Origin of the sequence: Leifsonia sp. LS1, assembly GCF_020521355.1 — a bacterium.
In the GTDB taxonomy this organism is placed as follows: domain Bacteria; phylum Actinomycetota; class Actinomycetes; order Actinomycetales; family Microbacteriaceae; genus Leifsonia.
This window is the reverse complement of record NZ_BPER01000007.1, coordinates 1-22,294: the sequence shown is the minus strand read 5'-3', so window position 1 is coordinate 22,294 and position 22,294 is coordinate 1. Positions and strand designations below refer to the sequence as shown.

The window sequence follows — 22,294 nt, the reverse complement described above, 5'->3', positions numbered from 1 at the left end:
AGACTCCTGCACTGATCATCGACAGAAAGCACCCATGACTCCTATGAAGATTCTCGTCACCGGCGGCGCCGGGTTCATCGGCTCCAACTTCGTCCGTCGCACCCTGCAGGACGCGTACCCGGGCCTCGAAGGCGCCGAGGTCGTCGTGCTCGACGCGCTGACGTACTCGGGCAACCTCGCGAACCTCGCCCCCGTGGCCGACTCGCCGCGCTACACCTTCGTCAAGGGCGACATCCGCGACGGCGCGCTGCTCGACGAGCTCTTCCCGACGGTGGACGCGGTCGTGCACTTCGCCGCCGAGTCGCACGTCGACCGGTCGGTGCGCGACGCCTCGATCTTCGTCGAGACCAACGTGCTCGGCACGCAGCAGCTGCTCGACGCCGCGCTGCGCCACGACCTGAAGCGATTCGTGCACGTGTCGACCGACGAGGTGTACGGGTCGATCGCCGAGGGCTCGTGGGCCGAGGACCGCCCGCTGGAGCCGAACTCCCCGTACTCGGCGTCGAAGGCCGGCAGCGACCTGCTCGCCCGCAGCTACTTCCGCACCCACGGCCTCAACCTGTCGATCACGCGCTGCTCGAACAACTACGGCCCCTACCACTTCCCCGAGAAGGTCATCCCGCTCTTCGTCACGAACCTCATCGACGACAAGCACGTGCCCCTCTATGGCGAGGGGAACAACATCCGCGACTGGCTGCACGTCGACGACCACACCCGCGGCATCGCGATGGTGCTGGTGAACGGTCGCGCCGGCGAGATCTACAACATCGGCGGAGGCACCGAGCTCACCAACAAGGACCTCACCCAGCTGCTGCTCGACGCCACCGGCAAGGACTGGTCCTACGTCGACCGTGTCGCCGACCGCCTCGGGCACGACCTCCGCTACTCGGTCGACATCTCCAAGATCCGCAGCGAGCTCGGCTACGAGCCGCAGGTGCCGTTCGAGCAGGGCCTCGCCGACGTCGTCCAGTGGTACCGGGACAACCGCGAGTGGTGGGAGCCGCTCAAGGCCCGCGCCGCGCTGGACGCCTGAGCGGCGACGCCATGACGCGCTACCTGATCGCCGGTGCGGCCGGCCAGCTCGGCCAGGACCTCCAGCAGGCCCTCGGCGGCCGTGATATCACCGCGCTGAGCAGGGCCGACCTCGACGTGACCGACCGCGACGCCGTCATCGCGGCCGTCGCCGGGCACGACGTGGTGATCAACGCCTCGGCGTACACCAAGGTCGACGACGCCGAGACCCACGAGGAAGACGCTTACGCGATCAACGCCACGGGCACCGAGAACCTGGCGATCGCCGCGGCACAGTACGGCGCGAAGTTCGTCACCGTCTCGACCGACTACGTGTTCGACGGGTTCGCCACCGAGCCGTACGCCGAGGACACCCCCCGCGACCCGATCAACGCGTACGGCCGCACCAAGGCCGCCGGTGAGGAGCTCGCCCTCGCCGCCCATCCCACGGGCACTTACGTCGTGCGCACCGCGTGGCTCTACGGGGCCGGCGGCGCCAACTTCGCGAAGACCATGGTGAAGCTCGCCGAGACCCACGAGACGGTGAGCGTGGTGGCGGACCAGATCGGCCAGCCGACGTGGACGGGCGACCTCGCCCGGCAGATCGTCGCGTTGCTCGACGCCGATGCCCCTGCAGGCGTCTACCACGGCACGAATTCCGGCCGCGCGAGCTGGTTCGAGTTCGCGAAGGCGGTCTTCAGCGAGGCCGGTTTGAACCCTGATAGGGTCACACCGACCGACAGCTCGACCTTCGTGCGGCCTGCCCCGCGGCCTGCGTTCTCGGTGCTCGGTCACGCGGCTTGGCGCGCAGCCGGCCTCGAGCCCATGCGTGCATGGGAGGAAGCATTGGCCGACGCGGCGCGTCACGGAGTCCTGGAGCAGAATGACAACCCTCAGGGTGGTGATCGATGAACTGATCGGCGAGACTCCCGGCGGCGCGCGCCGCTACACCGAGGAGTTGACCCGTCAGTTGATCAGGACCGCCCCTCGCGGGTGCGAGGTGGTCGGGATCGTCTCCGCCGTGCCCGACGAAGAGCTCGAGGCGCTGCGCGCTGCGCTCCCGGGCATCGCCGACATCGCGCGCCTCCCGCTCGCCCACCGCGAGCTCGCGGTCGCCCTGCCCGGCGGAGTCTCGATGGGATCGGTGCGCGGGATGGTGCACGCTCCCTCGCTCTTCGCCCCGCTGCGCAAACGCCGTGAGGAAGGCGACCAGGTGGCCGTCACCATCCACGACACCCTCGCGTGGACGCACCCCGACTCGCTCGGCGCGGGCGGCGCCCTCTGGACCAAGGCGATGGCGAAGCGTGCGCGCAAGCACGCGGACGCGATCGTCGTGCCGACCCACGCCGTGGCGGCACGCCTCTCGGAGGAGTTGGACTTCGGCGATCGCATCCGGGTGATCGGCGGCGCCCCCGCCACGACACTGCGATTGCCCGCCGATGCCGACGAGCGCGCCGCCCGCCTGGCGCTGCCCGACTCGTACGCGCTCACTCTCGGATCGATCATGCCCCGCAAGGGCGTCGCGCCGCTGATCCGCGCGATCGCTCGACCCGAGACCCACGGCATCCCCCTGCTGATCGCCGGTCCGGACCGCTACGGCGACGGCAGCGCCACCGGCGTCGCCGCCGCCGCCGGCCTTCCCGAGGACCGGGTGCGGGCGCTCGGCCGCCTCGACGACGCCGATCTGGCGGTCGTCCTGAGCCGTGCGACAGTGTTCGTGTACCCGAGCCTCGCGGAGGGTTTCGGCCTCCCGATCGTGGAGGCGTTCAAGTTCGGTCTTCCCGTCATCCACTCCGACGATCCCGCCCTGGTGGAGGTGGCGGGCGGCGCGGGCGTCGTGGTCGAGCGCGTCGCCTCCACCGACGACGACGACGGGTACTCGGAGCGGCTCGCCGCCGCCATCGGCCGTGTCCTTGACGACGATGCCCTGCGCGAGCGGCTCGGAGTGCTCGGCTCCGACCGGGCGCGCGCATTCAGCTGGCGGGATTCCGCCGAGCGGGTCTGGCAGCTGCACGCCGATCTGTGACCGCCCGCGCGGGGGTCGTCAGCGGCGGCCGGCGTCCTCTCGCTCGCGCTCGGCCGGGGCCGACAGTGCAGGACGCGCGGTCTGCTCCGGCTCTTCCCGGCCGAACCAGGCGCGATAACGCTCGGACGCCCACGCGCCGGCCTTCTTCGACCACCCGTGGCTGCGCTTCTCGATCAGCCAGGTGAAGGCGACGGCCACCGCCGTCGCGAGCGGGATCCCGAACAGGAGTGCGACGTACCAGGGCTCGTCCGCGAAGAGGTAGGTGCTGAAGATCAGGATCGGCACGTGCACCAGGTAGAGGCTGAACGAGATCGTCCCGGCGAACTGGAACGGCCGTGACTCGAAGACGGCACGCAGCGGCTTCCACCCCAGCACGGCCACGACCAGGCCCGCGGCGGCGAGCGGGATGAGGCCCTTGAGTGCGTGCTGCAACTCGGGCAGCTCCGTGATGCCGGGGCCGAACAGCCACGGAGCGATGAGCAGCAGGCCGCTGCCGACAGTGAGTGCCGCCCACAGCGGGTGACGGTACCATCGGGCGTTGATGCGATCGGCCACGTTGCGGACCGCCTCCAGTCGCACGGCGATCACCGCGCCGACGAAGAACGCAGGAAGATACTCGAGCTCCCCCGACCCGGTGCGGGCGCCGAGCCAGGTGAGGGCGCAGGCGGCGGCGAGGCCGCCGATCCACCACTTCCGCACGGCGATGGCGGCGACGGCGAACACGGGCAGCGCGAGAGAGAAGACGAGCTCCCAGCGCAGCGACCACAGCGGATTGTTGATCTGCCCGTCGCCGCCGAGCAGGTCGATCGCCTTCACGATGTACTCCCAGCCGAAGTCCGGCGTCGAGGAGTTGCTCAGCCACGTTCCGGCGGCCTGTGTCGTGATCTGCGGGATGGCGGCTACCCACGCGGCTGCCAGGAGCACCGACGCCGTCACCGGCACCATCAGCCGCACGACTCGGCGCGGGAAGTAGGCGACCCAGTCGAAACCGCGATGCCGCACGACGGGCAGGGTCACCACGAGGCCGGACAGGACGAAGAAGACGATCACCGACTCCACGCCCGCGGTGAGGAACTTCAGCGGCGTGTAACTGATCCACCACAGTGCGGAGCCGACAGGGGCGTCTCCGCCGCCGGGGGCTCCAGGGAAGTCGGGGTTGGTGTACAGGGCGTGATGGAACACGACGATCACCGCCGCGAGTCCGCGGAGCCCGTCCAGCGCGGTCAGCCGGCCCGTCGCCGGTCGTCGTGTCGTCGTCTCAGCCACGTTTCCACCAGTACCCGTCATAGGCGGGCGACGCTACGGGGTTGCGCTGAGCGGTCCCTGTGACCTATTGGGGGGTGGGCTGAGTGCGCTTCGGCTACTTCGCGGTCGGCTTCGGCGTCGCCGGCGCGAGCGCCTGCCGCACGAGCTGGTGGATCTCCGTGTAGTCGGGGTCGGTGGGATCGATCGTCGGCGGCACCAGCTCCAGCTGGTCGACCGGCAGCTTCCGGGTCTTCATCCCGAGGTCGACGAAGTAGCCCAGCATCGACTGCGGGATGTCGGTCTTCATCACCTGGGATCCGGCCTTGGCGATGCCCTCGAACTTGCTGACGACGTTGACCGGATTGACCTGCTTGAGGATCGCGTCCTGCAGCTGGCGCTGGCGCGCCATCCGGTCGTAGTCGCTCGACCCGTGCCGGGCGCGGGCGTACCACTGGGCGTGGTAGCCGTCCATGTGGTGCTGGCCGGGCTCGATCCACTCGGCGACGCCGTTGAGGTTCTCATCCCCGCCGATCGGGACGCGGTCGGTCACCGTGATATCGACGCCCCCGAGGGCGTCGATCAGGTCGGAGAAGCCCTGCATGTCGATGAGCACGTAGTACTGGATGGTCAGACCGGTCGCACCCTCGAGGGCGTCGCGCATGGCCTCGATGCCCGGCTCGCTCTTGTTCTTCGTGGCGTTCGGGTAGAGGTCCTTCTTGTAGACCTCGACCTCGGTGTAGATGGAGTTGAGCTGGCAGACGTCGACGTCGCAGCGGTCCTCGTAGCCGTAGCCGTCCGGATAGAGCGTGTGGAGCGGGGAGGTCTCGGGGAATGGCACCGGATCCAGGTCGCGCGGCAGGCCGATCGTGACGGCCTTGCCCGTCGAGGCGTCGATGCTCACGACCGACATGCTGTCGGGGCGGAGGCCCTCGCGGTCGGGCCCGGCGTCGCCGCCGAGCAGCATGATGTTGTACCGGCCATCGACGGGCGGCTCGGACGGCCCCGCCGAGAAGATGTCGCCGAGCGCCCCGCGCGCGGAGCCGGCGACCACGGAGGCGTAGCCCGCCGTGCCCGTGAGCCCGACGAGGACGAGCACGGCGAAGGCCGCGATCCAGCCACGGGCGTTGGGCCTGGTCTTCACCAGGCGCACGAGACGGAGCGTGTCGAGGGTGAGCACCACCCAGAGGATCGCAAAGGCGATGAGCAGGATCTGGAGCACGGTCAGGCTGGCGGCCTGGGTGAAGAAGGTGTAGATCGCGGTCGGGGCGACGAGGTAGGTGATCAGCGCCACGATCGCCCCGAGCCAGAGGAGCCCCGTGGCGATGAGGCCGACGCGTCCCAGCCGACGATCTCCGGCGACCAGCTGGACGGAACCCGGCAGCAGGACGTTCAGGAGGACGAGCCACCAGGCCCGCCGGGTCATGACGGGCGCGGACGACGCGTCCGGGTGACGCAGCGGGCTCGTGGGGTTCATAGCTTCGCGTGCAGCGCCGCGTTCTTCTCCTCGACGCTCGCCTCCAGATCGGCGGCGAAACGCTCGAGTGCGGTCGCCAGGGACGGGTCGGCGGTCGCGAGGATCTTGACGGCGAGCAGTCCCGCATTGCGGGCGCCGCCGATGGACACCGTCGCGACCGGCACTCCCGCCGGCATCTGGACGATGGAGAGCAGCGAGTCGAGGCCGTCGAGGCGCGCGAGCGGGACCGGCACGCCGACGACCGGGAGGGTGGTCACCGCGGCGAGCATGCCGGGCAGGTGGGCCGCGCCGCCGGCACCCGCGATGATCACGCGGACGCCACGGCCGGCAGCGGCCCGGCCGAAGTCGATCATCTTGACGGGTGTGCGGTGCGCGGAGACGACCTCCACCTCGTGGGCGACGCCGAACTCGGTGAGCAGCCGCGACGCCTCCTGCATCACGGACCAGTCCGAGTCGGACCCCATCACCACGGACACCAGGGGTTGCGACTTCTCGGGCATGCCCACAATCGTAAAGGCGGGCTCCCCCGCGTCCGGGTTACGGCACGCGGTGCGGACACCCCCGGAATTCAGCCCTCGAAGTACGCAGCGGCGGCGCGGGCGCGGTAGACGACGTCGTCGAGATCGTCGCCGCCGACCGTGACGTGGCCGACCTTGCGGCCCGGCCGCGGCTCCTTGCCGTACCCGTGGAACTTGGCCTCGGGATGCGCGGCGAGCGCGGCCGGGTAACGGTCCTGCAGGGTCCCCTCCGCGGGACCGCCCAGGATGTTGACCATGACGGACCACTCGTCGCGGGGACGCGTCTCGCCGAGGGGCAGGTCGAGCACGGCGCGCAGGTGCTGCTCGAACTGGCTCGTCACCGCCCCCTCGATCGACCAGTGCCCGCTGTTGTGCGGGCGCATCGCGAGCTCGTTGATCAGGAGGCGGCCGTCCGTCGTCTCGAACATCTCGACGGCGAGCACGCCGGTGACCCCGAGGCCGTCCGCGATGCGGGTGGCGATGTCGGCCGCGGCGTCCGCCACGCGCCCCGCCGCCCCCGGCGCCGGGGCGATCACCTCGGCGCAGACGCCGTCGCGCTGGATGGTCTCCACCACCGGCCAGACGGCCGACGCGCCGGACGGCCGTCGGGCGATCAGCTGCGCCAGCTCGCGCCGGAACGAGACCAGCTCCTCCACGAGCAGGGCGCCGCCGCGCCCGTCCTCGGCGAGCGCGAGGAACCAGTCGTCCGCCTCACCCGCCTCGGATACCACGCGCACGCCCTTGCCGTCGTAGCCGCCGCGCGCGGTCTTCACCACGGCGCGGCCGCCGTGGTCGGCCAGGAACGCCGCCAGCTCGTCGGCCGACTCCACGGCCGCCCAGTCCGGAACGGGCAGCCCGAGCTCGCTGAGCTTGGCCCGCATCTGGATCTTGTCCTGGGCGTAGAGGAGGGAGTCCGGTCCGGGATGCACGGGGATCCCGCGCTCGACCAGCTCCCGCAGGATCGACGGCGGCACGTGCTCGTGGTCGAACGTGATCACGTCGACGGTCTCCGCGAACGCCAGCACCGTGTCGAGGTCGCGGTAGTCTCCGACACCGGTCGCGGCGATTTCCGCGCTCATGCCCGCGGCCTCCTCGAGCACCCGGATATCGATGCCCAGCTCGACCGCCGGAGGGATCATCATCCGTGCCAGCTGCCCGCCGCCGATCACTCCGACTGTGTTTCGCATCAGGGCAGTCTACCGGGGGTGGCGTCACGGAAGGGCCGACAGCGACCTATACTGTTCGACGGTCGGCCGACCGACCGACTGCCGATCCCTCTTTCGCACCCGGGAAACGATGAAGGTCCTCTCCACTCTGTACGAACGCCTCGTGCGCTACGCGTTGAAGTTCGGCGTCGTCGGCATCGTCGGCTACTTCGTCGATGTCGGGATCTTCAACCTGCTCCGCCTCGGCGCGGCGGGGAGCGACCATTTCTGGCAATCGCCTCTCGGCGCGAAGATCGTCTCCGTCACGGTGTCCACCCTCGTGACCTGGTTCGGCAACCGCTATTGGACGTTCCGCGAGCACCGGCGCAAGAACTTCATGCTGGAACTGCTCGAGTTCACCGTCATCGCGGTGGCGGGCCTGGGGATCAGCCTGCTCTGCCTGTACATCTCGCACTACGTCCTCGGGTTCACCTCCCTGCTCGCGGACAACGTCTCGACCAACGTCATCGGGCTCCTCCTGGCGACGGCGTTCCGCTTCCTCCTGTACCGCTACTGGGTGTATGGGCATCACCGCAAGGACGGCCTGACAGCGCGACGGAACGCCGAGGCCGAGGCAGCGGCACTCTCGATCTTCGAAGACGACGCGTCCGCGAGCTCTGACGCCGCGTCGCTCAACTCCCCCCGCCAGCCGGGAACCGAAGCCGGCTGAGCGCGTTCTCACCGTCGGCCATTCGCACACATACTTTTGACAACCCGGTCGAGTAGGGTTCGGCTCATGGCGCAGAGTTCGACATCGCCCGGGCAACGAGACATCCCGGCGCGCAAAGCGCGACTTCTCCCCCAGCTGATCAAGTTCGGCGCGGTGGGAGCGGTCGGCTTCGTCGTCAACATCGCGGTGTTCAACGGACTGATGCTCACCGTGCTCTCGAATGTCCCCCACAAGACGCTCATCGCCACCGCCATCGCCACCCTCGTCGCCATCGGCACCAACTGGGTGGGCAACCGGTACTGGGCGTTCGCGAAGAACCGGCAGGAGAACACCGCGCGCGAGGGCGCGGAGTTCTTCATCGTCAGCCTCGCCGGGATGGCCATCCCGCTGCTCTGCGTCTGGGTCTCCCACTACGCGCTCGGCTTCACGTCGCTCCTGGCGGACAACATCGCGAACAACGTGGTCGGCCTGGCCCTCGGCATGGTGTTCCGTTTCGCCTTCTACCGCTGGTGGGTGTTCTCACCCGAGCGTGCAGGACGGCGCGCGGCGCGTCGCACGAACCGGGCTGTAGGCGGCACCCGGCCCGGCGAGCCCGCCGTACTGACCGGCTCGACGCTAGCGGCTGCCCCAGACGGTGGTCTCGTCGGAGACTGACTCCGACTGCTGACGCCGCAGCGCGACCACGTTCTGCGCGTGCTCCATCAGTTCGCCAAGCGCGCGCTGCACCTGGTCGGCCTTCGGCACGTCTTTGAGGACGACGGGGTGATCGAGACCCGCGTTGATGCGCACATCGCCCGAGCGGAAGGCGCTCTGCAGCCAGTTGCGCTTCACACTCACGTCGTAGCCGCGACTGTGCAGCAGTTCCTGCCGAACCCGCACGAAGAAGCCGTGCCGGATCACGATGCGGCGCGTCGTGATCGTGTAGCGCCGGCTCAGCCACGCGGCGAGCGGCAGCAGGAACAACAGCAGCAGGACCGCGGCGGCGGCCGACCACAGGAGCACGATCTCCCAGACCTCGTCCAGCCGGCCGGCGAAGTACCCGGCGGCACCGCTCGCGGCGATCAACGCCACACTCGGCCAGAACAGCACGCGGGCGTTGCGGCGCAGGCGCGCGATCACCCGCTCCGGGGGCTGGCCGGGCACCCCGTCCGTCGTGTTGCTCATGCTTCCCATTAATACCGCAGGTGCGTGACGTCTCCCGCTGCGACAGCCGTGCGCCCCGTTTCCGACTCCACGATCAGTCTGCCGTCGGCGTCGATGCCGACGGCCGTGCCGAGCAGCGTGTCCCCTCCCGGCAGCTCGACGCGCACGGCGCGGCCGAGGGTGTGGCACGCCTCGGCGACCTCGTCGCGGAGGGCGCTGCGCACCGCATCGCCGCCCGCGGTGAGGTACTCGCGGTAGAGGGCGGTCAGCTGGGTGAGATACGACGACAGCACGATGTCCGCATCCGGCGACTCCGCCCCCGCCAGCACGAGCGACGTGGAGGTGTCGGTCGGCAGCTCGTCGGCCTCCTGCGAAAGGTTCACTCCCGCACCGATGACCAGACCGGAGAGGTCGGGGAGCAGCTCCGAGAGGGTCCCGCTCACCTTGGCCCCGTCGATCAGGACGTCGTTGGGCCACTTCACGGCGACCGTGCCGGGCACGAGGGGAGCGACCGCTCTGCTCATCGCCAGGCCCGCCAGGAGCGGGAACCAGCCGAACGCCTCCGGCGCGAGCCCGTCCGGGCGCAGGAGCACCGAGATCGCGAGCGTGCGACCGGGCGGCGCCACCCAGACCCGGCCGAGGCGCCCACGCCCTCCGGTCTGGTTGCCGGTCACGATGACGGAGAGGTCCGGGAGGGTGGCCGCCCGCGCGGTGAGGACGTCGTTCGTCGACCCGGCCTCGTCGAGCACCTCCAGCACGGGGACGACGGCTCGACTGCGACGGAAGGCGTGAGGATCGCTCTGCTGCATTGGCCCAGTCTGCCAGCGTGAGGCCCCGATTTTGTAGGAACTCCTCAACGGCATCGCCTCTGCACTAGAAGGTAGAGTGAACGGCGTGACCGACACCGAAGCACGTCAGACCCCCGATCTCTCCACCACCGCGGGCAAGCTCGCGGACCTGAAGGAGCGGTTCCACGAGGCCGTGACCGCCAGCGGGCAGACCGCGATCGAGAAGCAGCACGCCAAAGGCAAGCTCACCGCCCGCGAGCGCATCGAGCTCCTGCTCGACCAGGGCTCCTTCGTCGAGTTCGACGAGTTCGTCCGCCACCGCACCCACGCGTTCGGCATGGAGGCCAAGCGTCCGTACGGCGATGCGGTCGTCACGGGCGTCGGCACCATCCACGGCCGCAACGTCGCCGTGTTCAGCCAGGACTTCACCATCTTCGGCGGATCGCTCGGCGAGGTCGCGGGCGAGAAGATCATCAAGGTGATGGACCACGCCCTCAAGACCGGCGTGCCGATGATCGGGATCCTCGACTCCGGCGGCGCCCGCATCCAGGAGGGCGTCGTCGCCCTCGGCAAGTACGGCGAGATCTTCCGCCGCAACACCGCCGCCTCCGGTGTGATCCCGCAGATCTCGATCGTCATGGGCCCGGCGGCCGGCGGCGCGGTGTACTCCCCCGCCCTCACGGACTTCGTCATCATGGTGGACAAGTCGAGCCACATGTTCGTGACCGGCCCCGACGTGATCAAGACCGTCACCGGTGAGGACGTCGGCTTCGAGGAGCTCGGCGGCGCCCTGACGCACAACAAGGTATCCGGCGTCTCCCACTACCTCGCGAGCGACGAGGAGGATGCCCTCGACTACGCGCGCAATCTGCTCAGCTACCTGCCGCAGAACAACCTCGCCGAACTGCCCGAGTACGAGTCGGAGCCGGAGCTCGAGACCACGGACGCCGATCGACGTCTCAACACCGTCATCCCGGACTCCCCCAACCAGCCGTACGACGTGAAGTCCATCATCGAGGGCATCGTCGACGACGCGGAGTTCCTCGAGGTGCAGCCGCTGTTCGCGCCCAACATCGTCATCGGCTTCGCCCGCGTGGACGGCCGCTCCGTCGGCATCGTCGCGAACCAGCCGAGCGCGATGGCCGGCACTCTCAACATCGACGCCGGAGAGAAGGCATCGCGGTTCGTCCGGTTCTGCGACGCGTTCGGCATCCCGATCCTCACGCTCGTGGACGTGCCGGGCTACCTGCCGGGCACCGACCAGGAGTGGACCGGCGTCATCCGCCGTGGCGCGAAGCTGCTCTACGCGTACGCGGAGGCAACGGTGCCGCTCGTGACGATCATCACGCGCAAGGCCTACGGTGGCGCGTACATCGTCATGGGCTCCAAGCAGCTGGGCGCCGACATCAACCTGGCCTGGCCCACCGCCGAGATCGCCGTCATGGGCGGACAGGGCGCGGTCAACATCCTCTACCGCGGCGAGATCAAGCGGGCAGAGGAGGCCGGCGAGGATGTCGCCGCCGTGCGCACCAAGCTCGCCAACGAGTACACGTACAACGTCGCGAGCCCGTTCCTCGCCGCGGAGCGTGGCGAGTTGGACGGCGTCATCGAGCCGGCGGCGACCCGCGTCTCGGTCATCAAGGCGCTGCGGTCGCTGCGCACCAAGCGCGCGACCATGCCGCCGAAGAAGCACGGGAACATTCCGCTGTGAGCGCCGGCCTCGACCCGTCGCAGATCCGGTTCGTCACGCGTGGCGTGACAGCCGAGGAGGTCGCCGCCGTCACCGCCGTGCTGACGGCAGCCGCTGCGGAGCAGGCCGCCGCCGCCCGGGACGCCCGGCCCACGACGGGTCCGGACGCCTGGGGGCGCAGCCAGCGCAGCCTCCGCACGCCGCTCTCCCCCGGTCCCGGGGCCTGGCGGTCGTTCTCCGCCTGAGCGGTCGCGTCCCCCGGTTTGTACCCCGGAGGAGGCGTCCCCCGGATGCGGTACAGGCGCGATTCCGGACGAGCGGGAACAGGGAGGACACCGAGTGTCCCCCGATGTCCTCCAAAATGACGACTATGTAATACCTGGGAAGCGCGCCAATATTGTTATTGCTAGGTGTCTCTCCTCGTGAGTCACACCGCCGAATCACTCGCCGACTAGGGTAAGCGGGCGAGTGCTTTGGGGGCGAGTCAGGGCGATATTCGGGTTGTCGCCCTGACTCGGGGTTTGAAAAGGGGCCGACAATTCGGGTGTCGGCCCCTTTCTCCTATTAACCTGCGGATCGCGGACACCATCGCACGCAGTCACCGCACGCGCCTGGGCGACGCCGATGCCCAGCCTCGTGCCGATACGATGGGAGGGCTCCAGCAGCGCTCTACGAAACGGAGAACCAACCGAATGACCCGCGCTCTCATCACCGGAATCACCGGACAAGACGGCCTCTACCTCGCGGAACTCCTCGTTTCGAAGGGCTACGAGGTGTTCGGCCTCATCCGCGGCCAGAACAACCCGAAGTACGACCTGGTCCGGACCACCGTTCCCGAGGTGACATTGCTGACCGGCGATCTCACCGACGTCTCGGGTCTCGTGCGGGTGCTGGGAATCGCCCAGCCTGACGAGGTGTACAACCTGGGTGCGATCTCGTACGTCGCGTACTCCTGGGAGAACGCCGCCCTCACATCCGACGTCACCGGCAAGGGCGTCCTCAACATCATCGAGGCCACGCGCCTCTACGCCGGCGACGATATCTCGAAGGTCCGTTTCTATCAGGCGTCCTCGTCTGAGATGTTCGGCAAAGTGCAGGAGGTCCCGCAGCGCGAGTCCACCCTGCTCTGGCCGCGTTCTCCGTACGGCGTCGCGAAGGTCTTCGGTCACTACATGACGATCAACTATCGCGAGTCCTACGGCATGCACGCGTCCAGCGGCATCCTCTTCAACCACGAGTCGCCTCGGCGCGGCCCCGAGTTCGTCACGCGCAAGATCAGTCAGTCAGTCGCGCGCATCAAGCTCGGGCTGCAGGATCAGCTCGTCCTCGGCAACCTCGACGCGAAGCGCGACTGGGGCTTCGCCGGCGACTACGTCGACGCGATGTGGCGAATGCTGCAGCAGCCGGTCGGCGACGACTACGTCGTGGCGACCGGCGAGACGCACTCCATCCGCGAGGCCCTCGACGTGGCATTCCGTACCATCGGAGTGGACGACTGGAGCCCGTACGTCGGTCAGGATCCGCGCTTCATGCGGCCGGCCGAAGTCGACCTCCTCATTGGGGACGCGAGCAAGGCACACGACGTCCTCGGGTGGACACCCCGGGTCGGATTCGAAGAGCTGATCACGATGATGGTCGAGAACGATCTCCGCGAGCAGTCCGACCTCTCCCGCTGATCGTGGCGGCCGCCCAGCGAATCCTCCTCACCGGTGCGACCGGTCAGGACGGCAGCTACCTTGTCGACCAGCTTTCCGGGGAAGGGCATGAGATCCATGCCCTCATCCGTCCCGGTGATCTCCTTCCCGCAGACGATCGGGTGATCTGGCGGACGGGAGACCTCGCAGACACTCAGAGCCTCGTCGACATTGTGGACGAGGTCGAACCCGACATCGTGTTCAACCTCGCCGGGATCAGTTCGGTCGCGTTCTCGTGGCAACAGCCACTGGCGACGGTCGAAGTGTCGGGTGCCGCGGTGGCAGCTCTGATCGAAGCTTCGTGGCGCCTGCAAGAGCGTAAGGGACGCACTGTCCGATTCGTTCAGGCGTCGAGCTCTGAGATCTTCGGCTCGGCCATCGAGTCGCCGCAGACGGAGACCACACCCGTGCGGCCCGCGAGCCCGTATGGGGCCGCGAAGGCACTCGGGCACAGCCTGATGGGGATCTACCGGAGCCGCGGCATGCACGCGAGTTCGGCGATCCTGTACAACCATGAGTCACCTCGACGTCCGGAGACATTCGTGACGCGCAAGATCACCGCCCAGGTCGCCCGGATCGCCGCCGGCCTCGAGGAGACGCTGCAGCTCGGCAACCTCGATTCGCGCCGTGACTGGGGATGGGCGCCGGACTACGTCGACGCCATGGTCAGAATGGCCGACGCCGAGAGCGGCGGCGACTATGTCATCGCCACGGGCCGAACCCATTCGGTTCGCGATTTCGCCGGGGCCGCCTTCTTGCGTGCCGGAGTCCTGGACTGGCAGGATCGTCTCGAAGTCGACGACCGGTTCAAGCGTCCTGCCGACGTCGCGGAGATGCGAGGCGACCCTTCCCGCGCCAGGGAAGAGCTCGGCTGGTCACCGACGCTGGCGTTCGAGGAGATCGTGGGCGCCATGGTCGAACACGATCTGGCGCTCGTGCGCGCCGCGAGCTAGACGACCGGTCGCGGGATCTCCAGCCAGAGATCGACCTCGTCGTCGTCCGACTCGGCGCCCAGTGCGTTGGCGGCGCCGTCGTCCGACATGCGCAGGCCGACGACGGTCACCGCCGTCTTCGACGAGCGGGGCACGGTGCGGACGATCAGCTTGTCCGTCGTCGTCCCCCGGATCGCCTCGGCGAGACGGCGCAACACCGTCTCGAGTCCACGCTGGTCCAGGTCGTCGATCCCGCCCTCGTCCAGGAGGCTGACGACCACGCCGCGCCGACGGGCGTCCATGACCTCCCGGCGCACGTCGTCGTTCAGCAGGCGTCGCCCCCGGATCTCGTCGCGGATGGCGCCCTCGAGATAACGGCACTCGCGACGCTCGGCCTCGGTCAGGTCGCCGTCGCGTCGGACGATCTCGGCGAGCATCGGGGCCGCGACGCGATACGTCTGCCGCAGCCGCAGCTGACGTTCCATGACGTGCGCCTCCTGAGCGGCCTGCCACTCCGTGGCCTCCCGCTCGGCCCTGGCGAATTGGAGGGAGTCGCGGCCGGCCTTGGCGAGCGAGCCCGCGATCACCACGGCGACGCCGACCCAGACGACCGAGCCGATGACTCCGAGCCCGGCGAGCGCCCCCGGGCCGGCCCAGACGACGGTCTGCACGGCGAGGAAACCGACTCCGGCCCACGCGAAGATGGACTGCCGGCGCACCGCGCAGATGGTCATCAGCGTGCCGACGGCCGCGACGTACCACGTGCCGTAGCCGTTGTCCTTCGCCGGGTCGAGCTGACTCGTGACGAGGATCGGGATGACGACGCACACGGCGAGGTCGAACGCTGCGAGCCACAGGGGCATCTTCGTCGGGCTCGTCGGCCAGAGGCTCATCACGGTCGCGACCCCGTACAGGATCATCGCCGCGATGGGCGGCCCGGGATTGGCGGGGATCGAGAGCGAGGACAGCGCGAGGAACAGGTGATACGCCGAGAACAGGGCGCCGAGGCCGAGGAAGAGGACCCGGTTCAGGGTGATCACTCGACCACCTCCGGCTCCCGGTCGGAGGACGGCCAGAGGATGACGACGGTCGTCCCCGCACCGGGCTCGGACTCGATGCGCGCGCGCCCGCCGACCTTCGCGAGGCGATCGCGGATGCTCACCCGCAGCCCGAGACGCTCCGCCGGCACCTCGTCCGCGGCGAAGCCCTTCCCCTCATCGCGCACGACGATATGAACGGTCGCGGACGGAGTGCCCCCGCGGATGCTGATGCTGCGGCGCACTTCCGGCCCGCCCGCGTGCTGCATGCTGTTCACCATCGCCTGCACGCTGGCCGAGTACACGGCCTCCGCCACGTTGACGGGCAGACTGTGGACCTCGACGTCCTGCACTTCGATCGCGAACGGCGAGGAGAACGCGTTGGCGGCCGTCACCAGCCGGTCGCTCAGGCGGTCGAGGCCGACGAGGGACTGGTCCTCCGGACCGGACGCCTCGGCCGCGTGCAGGTGGCCGATCGCGTCCGCCGCCATGGTCGCCGCCAGCTCCTTCTGCTCCGGAGTCCGCGCGCTGGCCGCCGAGAGCAGGGTCGTGAGCACGCTGTCGTGCACGATGGCGTCGACCTGGACGCGCTCCACCTCCGTGGCGTGCTGACGGACGGCGGTGGCGTACCGGGCGAGCGCCTGGCTCTGCGCCGCGTCGACGCCCGACGACGCTTGACGCATCATCGCGATGATGGCGAGGATGGCTCCGCCGAGGATGATCGCGTAGACCGCGTCCAAGCCGGCCAGCTCGGCGCCGACGCCGCCACCGGCAGGCAGCGCCCGGACGACGCCGTACGCGATCGGGGCGATCAGCGTGTAGACCACAGCCAGCCAGAGTGGGTAGGCGACGGCGGCGAACGCGGTGAAGACGTTGCAGAGGAACCAGATCCAGGGCTTGTCCGCCGTGAACGCCGCCGGGTCGGAGACCACGAACGGCCACGTGACGATCGCGACGAGGTAGAGCACGGCCAGGACGGCCATCGCCCCCTTGACCCAGCGCTGCAGGATCGCCAGGAGCACGGTGACGACGATGCCGCCGAAGATGACGATCGTCATCACGAGACCCCACGGCTGCACGAGCGCGTGCTGCTGGGCGAGTGCCGACGGGATGGTCTGCAGCCCGAAGACGAGTCCGAACGCCGCCACGGTGCGGTCCGCGATGCGCTCGATGCGGGCGCGGCTCAGCGGGTTGCGAGGCTTCGACGACTCGCGCGGGGCACCCGGCACGCTGCCGGGGCGCGCGAAGTCAGACGCGCTCATTGCCCGTGTCGGGGTCGAGACCCGGCAGGATGCCGTCTTCCACCGCGCGCCGGAGCAGATCCACCTTCGTGGGGGCCGGGCGGCCGACCTCCACGTACTTGACCCGGATCCGGTCCAGGTACTCGCGAGCCGTCGAGTTCGCGATCCCGAGCTGCGCCGCGACCGCCTTCAACGGCAGGCCCGACGCGTAGAGATGCAGCACGTCGCGCTCGCGCCGGCCCAGCTGGGCCTTGGCGAAATCGCTATCCGCGTCGATCGCGGTCGCCCACTCGAGGTTGTTGAGGACATCCCCCCGCGCGACCGTGGCGATGGCGTTCATCACGGTCGTCGTCGGCGACGACTTCGGGATGACTCCCGCCGCGCCCGCGGCGAGCGCCTCCCGGACGCTGGCGACGCGGTCCGCGATGCTGTGCACCAGCACGGCGGCTCCGGTGGCTTGGGCGCGCTTGACGTTGTCGGTCACCTTCGACCCATCGCCGAGCGAGAGATCGAGCACGACCACGTCGCACTCCTGGCCGCCGATCTCGGCGACGAACTCGTCGACCGTCGCGGCGGTGATGACGACCTCGTAACCGGCGTCCTGGCAGGCCGCCTTCAGCCCCAGCCGCACCGACTCGTGATCGTCGACGATAGATACCCGCACCATGTGGTTCATCGTAGTGGTGCAGGACCCCATGACCCCCGTCAGGGCGTCAGCGTGGCGACCGCTTCGACGTGGTGCGTGTTCGGGAAGAGGTCGAACGCGCGCAGCGAGCGGAGCGGGTAGCCGCGGTCGGCGAAGAACGCCAGATCGCGCGCCAGCGCGACGGGGTCGCACGCCACGTAGACGATCTGGGCCGGCGCGAGAGCGGCGATCGAGTCGACGACCGCACGTCCGGCGCCCGAGCGCGGCGGGTCGAGGACGACGGTCGCGGCCCGCAGCCGCGCACGCTCGCTCGCACTCGCGTTGGCCGCGAGGTCGGCCGCGAATCGCTCGACCCTCGCCGTGACGGCGGAGGCGCCCACCCAGTCGGCGAGGTTCTCCGCGGCGTCGTCAGTCGCGGCCTCGTCGCTCTCGACGGAGGTGATGCGGAGGGTGGAGCCGAACCGGTCCCCCACCGCCGCCGCCAGCAGGCCGACGCCGCCGTAAAGGTCGAGGTTCGCGGCACGCGGGTCGAAGAGGGCCTCGTCCACCGCCTCCTGCACCGCCCGCGTGAGGGTCTCGGCCGCACCGCGGTGCACCTGCCAGAACCCGCGGGCGTCGAGCCGGAACTCCCGGTCCCCGACGCGCTCGCGGATCGGGACCGGACGCCGGCGCGGACGCGCGAGACGTTTGCCCATGCGGACGGGCGCCTCGTTGACGAGCACGTGCGCGGCTCCCGCCCCGGTGGCGACGACGTCGACGGACTCCGCGCCGGGGAACGTCTGCCCGAACGGCGCCGACTCCTGCACCAGCGCGGTCGCGAGCGGGAGACTGCGCACCGGGACGATGGTGTGGGTGCGCGCCGCGTACGGGCCCACCTCGCCGGCCGCACCGACCTGCAGCCGCACGCGCGTGCGCCAGCCGGTGCCGTCCGCCGTCTCACCGGCCACGGATTCCACCTGGACCCGGCCTCCCGACGGGCCGACCTGCGCGATCGCGTCGGCGTCGAGCTTCGCGGTGCGCTGCAGAGCGTCCTCGATGACCCGGCGCTTGAGCTCGCGCTGATGGTCGAGGCGGATGTGCCCGAACTCGGCGCCTCCGGCCCGCCGCCCTGGTGCTCGGTCGATCGACGCCGCCTCCCAGACGTGCTCCTGCCGCTCGGGGGCGGCCTCCAGCACCTCCACCGTCTCGCCGCGCCAGAATCGGTCGTGGGTGCGGTCGGAGATCCGCGCGCGGATGCGCTCGCCCGGAAGCGTGTCCGGAACGAACACGACCCGTCCTTCATGGCGCGCGACGAACACGCCGCCGTGGGCGACGTTGGTAATGTCGAGGTCGACCTCATCGTTCTGGGGCATCCTTCGAGCATCCCACAGGTGACCATGCGCCTCTACCTCGCGTCCACGTCCCCGGCACGCCTCGCGCTCCTGCGCGCCGCCGGCATCGAGCCGATCGTGGTGCCGTCGCACGTCGACGAGCCCGCCGCGGTCGCCGCGGCGGAGGCGGAGCACGGTCCGCTCGCCCCCGACGCGATGGTCCACCTCCTCGCGCGACTGAAGGCCGAGGCCGTCCGCGGCACGCTCGACGGCGCACCGATCGACGGGCTCATCCTCGGCGGCGACTCCGCCTTCGCGATCGACGGGCTGATCCACGGCAAGCCGCATCGGCCCGAGGTCGCGCGGGAGCGCTGGCTCGCCCAGCGCGGCCGCACGGGCGTCTTGCACTCCGGCCACTGGCTGATCGACCACCGCGACGGCCGCGAGAACGCCGCGGTCGGCGCGACCGCGACTGCATCCGTGACGTTCGCCGACGTGACCGTCGCCGAGATCGACGCCTACATCGCGAGCGGCGAGCCGCTCGAGGTCGCCGGGTCGTTCACGATCGACAGCCTGGGCGGCCCCTTCATCACACGCGTCGACGGCGACCCCAGCACCGTGGTGGGCCTCTCGCTCTCGACACTGCGCACCCTGGTCCGCGAACTCGGCGTGGAGTGGACCTCGCTCTGGAATCGGTTGTAGACCCTCCAATTACCGCGGCACTCATTTTTGTGAGGATCGTCCAAAACGAGGGGTGCCGGGCGGCATAGGCTAGAGAACTGTGCCAGCCATCACCAAGGTTCTCATCGCAAACCGGGGCGAGATCGCCGTCCGCGTCATCCGCGCCGCTCAGGACAGCGGGATCGGCTCCGTCGCCGTCTACGCCGACCAGGACCGCGACGCCCTCCACGTGAAGCTCGCCGACGAGGCCTACGCGCTCGAGGGCACGACCAGCGCGGAGACGTACCTGGTCATCGACAAGCTGCTCTCGATCGCCCGGCGGTCCGGCGCCGACGCCGTGCACCCGGGTTACGGCTTCCTCGCCGAGAACGCCGACTTCGCCCGCGCGGTGATCGCTGCCGGCCTCACCTGGATCGGCCCGTCGCCCGACGCCATCGAGCGTCTCGGAGACAAGGTGTCGGCTCGTCACGTCGCCGAGAAGGTCGGCGCCCCGCTCGCGCCCGGAACCCTCAACCCGGTCGCCGACGCCGCGGAGGTCCTCGAGTTCGTCGACCAGTACGGCCTCCCCGTCGCCATCAAGGCCGCCTTCGGCGGTGGCGGTCGCGGCCTCAAGGTCGCCCGCGCCCGCGAGGAGGTCGCGGAGCTCTTCGACTCCGCCACCCGCGAGGCCATCGCCGCCTTCGGCCGCGGAGAGTGCTTCGTCGAGAAGTACCTCGACCAGCCGCGCCACGTCGAGACCCAGTGCCTCGCCGACGCATACGGCAACGTCGTCGTCGTCTCCACCCGCGACTGCTCGCTGCAGCGCCGCCACCAGAAGCTCGTCGAAGAGGCGCCGGCCCCGTTCCTCACCACGGAGCAGACCGAGCAGCTCTACACCGCGTCCAAGGCCATCCTCAAGGAGGTCGGCTACCAGGGCGCCGGGACCTGCGAGTTCCTCATCGGCAAGGACGGCACCGTCTCCTTCCTCGAGGTCAACACCCGGCTCCAGGTCGAGCACCCCGTCTCGGAAGAGGTCACCGGCATCGACCTCGTCCGCGAGCAGTTCCGCCTCGCCGAGGGCGGCACCCTCGACTACGAGGACCCCGCGCCGCGCGGTCACTCGTTCGAGTTCCGCATCAACGGCGAGGACGCCGGCCGCGGCTTCATCCCCTCCCCCGGTCCGGTGCACGTCTTCAAGCCCGCCGGCGGACCCGGCGTGCGCGTCGACAGCGGCATCCAGGCCGGCGACGAGATCAGCGGCGCCTTCGACTCCATGCTCGCCAAGCTCATCGTGACCGGCTCCAGCCGCGAGGAGGCGCTCGAGCGCTCCCGCCGTGCCCTCGACGAGTTCGAGGTCGCCGGCCTGCCGACCGTCCTGCCGTTCCACCGCGCGATCGTCCGCGACCCCGCCTTCGCCCCGCAGGACGGCGAGCCGTTCTCGATCTACACCCGCTGGATCGAGACCGAGTGGACCAACGAGATCGAGCCGTGGTCCGGTGAGCTGGGCGACCAGACGCCGGCCGAGCGCCGCAGCAGCGTGGTCGTCGAGGTCGAGGGCAAGCGCATCGAGGTGTCTCTGCCCGCGAAGCTCCTCACCGGCGGCGGCGCCGCATCCGCGTCCAGCGCTCCCGCCCCGCGTCGCCGCGGCAGTGCCGCCGCGGTCGACACCGCGACCGGCGACTCCCTCACGGCCCCGATGCAGGCGACCGTCGTCAAGGTCGCCGTCGCGGACGGCGATGCGGTCGTCAAGGGCGACCTCGTGCTCGTCCTCGAGGCCATGAAGATGGAGCAGCCGCTCACCGCCCACAAGGACGGGACGATCTCCGGCATCAATGCCGCCGTCGGCGAGACCGTCTCCTCCGGCCACCTCCTCCTCAGCATCGTCTAGCGCTTCGCGCATCGCCCCAGTAACTCCGGCGTTCTTGCCCGACATCAGGCAAGACTCCGGAGTTGCTGCGTTCTGAGCGGAGTGTCGTACCGGACCTCCGGATCTGTGACCGCACGATCAATTGCCGCCTCGACCTGGCGCCAACTGTCGAGCACCTGCGCGGCGGAGAACCGGAGCACGCTCAGCCCACGACGCGCGAGCTCCGCATCGCGATGCCTGTCCCGTTCGAACGCACCGCGGTCGGAATGGAACGCGTACCCGTCGATCTCGACGAGGAGGCGTCCTCCGACGCGCAGGTCCACCCGTCCGACGCCGGCGACATGCACCTGCTGCTCGACGACATGGCCGCGCTCTGTGAGTCGCTGCCGGACGATCGACTCGACCCCTGATTCCGAACCGGGGCGAGCGCGCGCGAACACGCCCGCCGTCCATGCAGGCTCACCGGCGACCAGTGAGGCCATGTCCGCGAGACGGGCCAACCCCGAGGTGACCGCCGTGTCCAAGACTGCGACAGCATCCTCCCGGGGCGCACATCGGACGACCGAGCGCAGGCAGTCGACCACGGACACCCGCCACACCTCCGAACCGCCGCTCCGCGTCGTCCAGTGCCGCACGACGTCGACGCCGGGATCAGCCAGCCGCGTCGACTTTGCCGGGACGGTGACGTGCAGCCGCGGATCGCGCCCTGCCCAGAGCCCGTACGTCGCCGCCGCCGAGAGGCACGACAACCGACCTCCCGCTCGCACCGCGTTGACAGCCATCGGATCAGCGGCGGGAAGCGCGTAGTACCCGCGCCGCGGGCGCATCATCGTGCCACTCCGCACGCCACGGGTGAGGGCCTCGGCTGTCGCGCCCGCAGCGATCAGCTGCGCCGACGATGCGACACCCCCGAGGTCTCGCAAACGCATCATCCAATCCATGGCCCCAGCGTGCCGGGCGGCGGGCACACGTGGCGTGCGTCGGCAGGATCGGTGGATAACCGGTCCGTTGGGCCGCCTGTGGTGCACTCCGTAACTCCGGAGGCTGAGATCGCCACGCCGCTCAGTTCGCCGTTCGACCGGAGGAAACGCGCCTGTCGTGGCTCATCTCCGGATTTAGTCGGGTGGGGTGGGGTGG

At 69.8% G+C, this 22,294-nt stretch carries 22 protein-coding genes; 11 read left to right on the top strand and 11 right to left on the bottom strand.

The window, feature by feature from the left end:
* Window positions 1-43: 43 nt before the first annotated feature.
* From rfbB to LLS1_RS13415, 3 genes are read left to right on the top strand one after another with little or no spacing between them, the layout of a single operon-like run.
* Window positions 44-1,033: a dTDP-glucose 4,6-dehydratase gene (rfbB, locus tag LLS1_RS13425; protein WP_226656250.1), complete on the top strand. Its 990-nt coding sequence runs from the start codon at window positions 44-46 to the stop codon at window positions 1,031-1,033.
* An 11-nt stretch (window positions 1,034-1,044) separates the two neighbouring features.
* Window positions 1,045-1,923 carry a dTDP-4-dehydrorhamnose reductase gene (gene rfbD / locus LLS1_RS13420; protein ID WP_226656248.1) on the top strand — a complete coding sequence of 293 codons (879 nt, stop codon included), beginning with the start codon at window positions 1,045-1,047 and terminating at the stop codon, window positions 1,921-1,923.
* Window positions 1,895-3,037: a glycosyltransferase family 1 protein gene (locus LLS1_RS13415; RefSeq protein WP_226656247.1), complete on the top strand. Its 1,143-nt coding sequence runs from the start codon at window positions 1,895-1,897 to the stop codon at window positions 3,035-3,037. The genes rfbD and LLS1_RS13415 overlap by 29 nt, the downstream gene beginning before the upstream one ends.
* Window positions 3,038-3,055: 18 nt before the next feature.
* Here the strand turns inward: LLS1_RS13415 and LLS1_RS13410 are convergent, their stop codons facing one another.
* The 4 genes from LLS1_RS13410 to LLS1_RS13395 form a co-directional block, all read right to left on the bottom strand.
* Window positions 3,056-4,303 (bottom strand): acyltransferase, encoded by a 1,248-nt coding sequence (locus LLS1_RS13410; RefSeq protein WP_226656245.1) that lies wholly within the window; start codon window positions 4,301-4,303, stop codon window positions 3,056-3,058.
* A 94-nt stretch (window positions 4,304-4,397) separates the two neighbouring features.
* Window positions 4,398-5,756, bottom strand: a complete 1,359-nt coding sequence (locus tag LLS1_RS13405) for an LCP family protein (RefSeq protein ID WP_226656243.1) — start codon at window positions 5,754-5,756, stop codon at window positions 4,398-4,400.
* A complete protein-coding gene (purE, locus tag LLS1_RS13400) occupies window positions 5,753-6,256 on the bottom strand; it encodes a 5-(carboxyamino)imidazole ribonucleotide mutase (protein ID WP_223360016.1) in 504 nt (167 codons plus the stop codon). The genes LLS1_RS13405 and purE overlap by 4 nt, the downstream gene beginning before the upstream one ends.
* A 68-nt stretch (window positions 6,257-6,324) precedes the next feature.
* Window positions 6,325-7,461, bottom strand: coding sequence for a 5-(carboxyamino)imidazole ribonucleotide synthase (locus tag LLS1_RS13395; protein WP_226656241.1), 1,137 nt, complete (start codon window positions 7,459-7,461; stop codon window positions 6,325-6,327).
* 109 nt (window positions 7,462-7,570) lie between these two features.
* On the opposite strand from LLS1_RS13395, the gene LLS1_RS13390 reads away from it, so the two are divergent.
* Together LLS1_RS13390 and LLS1_RS13385 are read left to right on the top strand one after the other, a co-directional pair.
* Window positions 7,571-8,149, top strand: a complete 579-nt coding sequence (locus tag LLS1_RS13390) for a GtrA family protein (protein ID WP_226656240.1) — start codon at window positions 7,571-7,573, stop codon at window positions 8,147-8,149.
* 66 nt (window positions 8,150-8,215) lie between these two features.
* A complete protein-coding gene (locus LLS1_RS13385) occupies window positions 8,216-8,803 on the top strand; it encodes a GtrA family protein (RefSeq protein ID WP_226656238.1) in 588 nt (195 codons plus the stop codon).
* Here LLS1_RS13385 and LLS1_RS13380 read toward each other — a convergent pair.
* Window positions 8,765-9,313 (bottom strand): PH domain-containing protein, encoded by a 549-nt coding sequence (locus tag LLS1_RS13380; RefSeq protein ID WP_226656236.1) that lies wholly within the window; start codon window positions 9,311-9,313, stop codon window positions 8,765-8,767. The two genes, LLS1_RS13385 and LLS1_RS13380, sit on opposite strands and share 39 nt — an antisense overlap.
* A gap of 8 nt (window positions 9,314-9,321) precedes the next feature.
* Window positions 9,322-10,101 (bottom strand): biotin--[acetyl-CoA-carboxylase] ligase, encoded by a 780-nt coding sequence (locus tag LLS1_RS13375; protein WP_226656234.1) that lies wholly within the window; start codon window positions 10,099-10,101, stop codon window positions 9,322-9,324.
* Window positions 10,102-10,177: 76 nt separating this feature from the next.
* On the opposite strand from LLS1_RS13375, the gene LLS1_RS13370 reads away from it, so the two are divergent.
* The 4 genes from LLS1_RS13370 to LLS1_RS13355 all read left to right on the top strand — a co-directional run bounded on the left by LLS1_RS13370 (window position 10,178) and on the right by LLS1_RS13355 (window position 14,417).
* On the top strand, window positions 10,178-11,791 hold the full coding sequence (locus LLS1_RS13370; protein WP_226656232.1) for an acyl-CoA carboxylase subunit beta: 1,614 nt from the start codon (window positions 10,178-10,180) through the stop codon (window positions 11,789-11,791).
* Window positions 11,788-12,015, top strand: a complete 228-nt coding sequence (locus LLS1_RS13365) for an acyl-CoA carboxylase epsilon subunit (protein ID WP_226656230.1) — start codon at window positions 11,788-11,790, stop codon at window positions 12,013-12,015. Before LLS1_RS13370 ends, LLS1_RS13365 begins: the two co-directional genes overlap by 4 nt.
* Window positions 12,016-12,462: 447 nt before the next feature.
* Window positions 12,463-13,446 carry a GDP-mannose 4,6-dehydratase gene (locus LLS1_RS13360; RefSeq protein WP_226656228.1) on the top strand — a complete coding sequence of 328 codons (984 nt, stop codon included), beginning with the start codon at window positions 12,463-12,465 and terminating at the stop codon, window positions 13,444-13,446.
* A gap of 2 nt (window positions 13,447-13,448) precedes the next feature.
* Window positions 13,449-14,417 carry a GDP-mannose 4,6-dehydratase gene (locus LLS1_RS13355; protein ID WP_226656226.1) on the top strand — a complete coding sequence of 323 codons (969 nt, stop codon included), beginning with the start codon at window positions 13,449-13,451 and terminating at the stop codon, window positions 14,415-14,417.
* On the opposite strand, the gene LLS1_RS13350 is transcribed toward LLS1_RS13355, so the two are convergent.
* The 4 genes from LLS1_RS13350 to LLS1_RS13335 are packed head-to-tail and all read right to left on the bottom strand — an operon-like array spanning window position 14,414 to window position 18,672.
* Window positions 14,414-15,436, bottom strand: coding sequence for a hypothetical protein (locus LLS1_RS13350; protein WP_226656224.1), 1,023 nt, complete (start codon window positions 15,434-15,436; stop codon window positions 14,414-14,416). The two genes, LLS1_RS13355 and LLS1_RS13350, sit on opposite strands and share 4 nt — an antisense overlap.
* Window positions 15,433-16,695, bottom strand: coding sequence for an ATP-binding protein (locus tag LLS1_RS13345; RefSeq protein ID WP_226656222.1), 1,263 nt, complete (start codon window positions 16,693-16,695; stop codon window positions 15,433-15,435). Before LLS1_RS13345 ends, LLS1_RS13350 begins: the two co-directional genes overlap by 4 nt.
* Window positions 16,682-17,341: a response regulator transcription factor gene (locus tag LLS1_RS13340; protein WP_179699859.1), complete on the bottom strand. Its 660-nt coding sequence runs from the start codon at window positions 17,339-17,341 to the stop codon at window positions 16,682-16,684. Before LLS1_RS13340 ends, LLS1_RS13345 begins: the two co-directional genes overlap by 14 nt.
* A 38-nt stretch (window positions 17,342-17,379) precedes the next feature.
* Window positions 17,380-18,672 (bottom strand): class I SAM-dependent RNA methyltransferase, encoded by a 1,293-nt coding sequence (locus LLS1_RS13335; RefSeq protein ID WP_226656220.1) that lies wholly within the window; start codon window positions 18,670-18,672, stop codon window positions 17,380-17,382.
* Between the two features lie 24 nt (window positions 18,673-18,696).
* Here LLS1_RS13335 and LLS1_RS13330 point away from each other — a divergent pair, with 24 nt between their 5' ends.
* Window positions 18,697-19,332, top strand: a complete 636-nt coding sequence (locus LLS1_RS13330; protein ID WP_223360908.1) for a nucleoside triphosphate pyrophosphatase — start codon at window positions 18,697-18,699, stop codon at window positions 19,330-19,332.
* 79 nt (window positions 19,333-19,411) lie between these two features.
* The gene (locus LLS1_RS13325; protein WP_226656218.1) at window positions 19,412-21,178 is read left to right on the top strand and encodes a biotin carboxylase N-terminal domain-containing protein; all 1,767 of its coding nucleotides are present in this window, start codon (window positions 19,412-19,414) and stop codon (window positions 21,176-21,178) included.
* Window positions 21,179-21,222: 44 nt separating this feature from the next.
* On the opposite strand, the gene LLS1_RS13320 is transcribed toward LLS1_RS13325, so the two are convergent.
* Complete coding sequence (locus LLS1_RS13320) at window positions 21,223-22,086, bottom strand: type IV toxin-antitoxin system AbiEi family antitoxin domain-containing protein (protein WP_226656216.1); 864 nt, start codon at window positions 22,084-22,086, stop codon at window positions 21,223-21,225.
* Window positions 22,087-22,294: the final 208 nt, after the last annotated feature.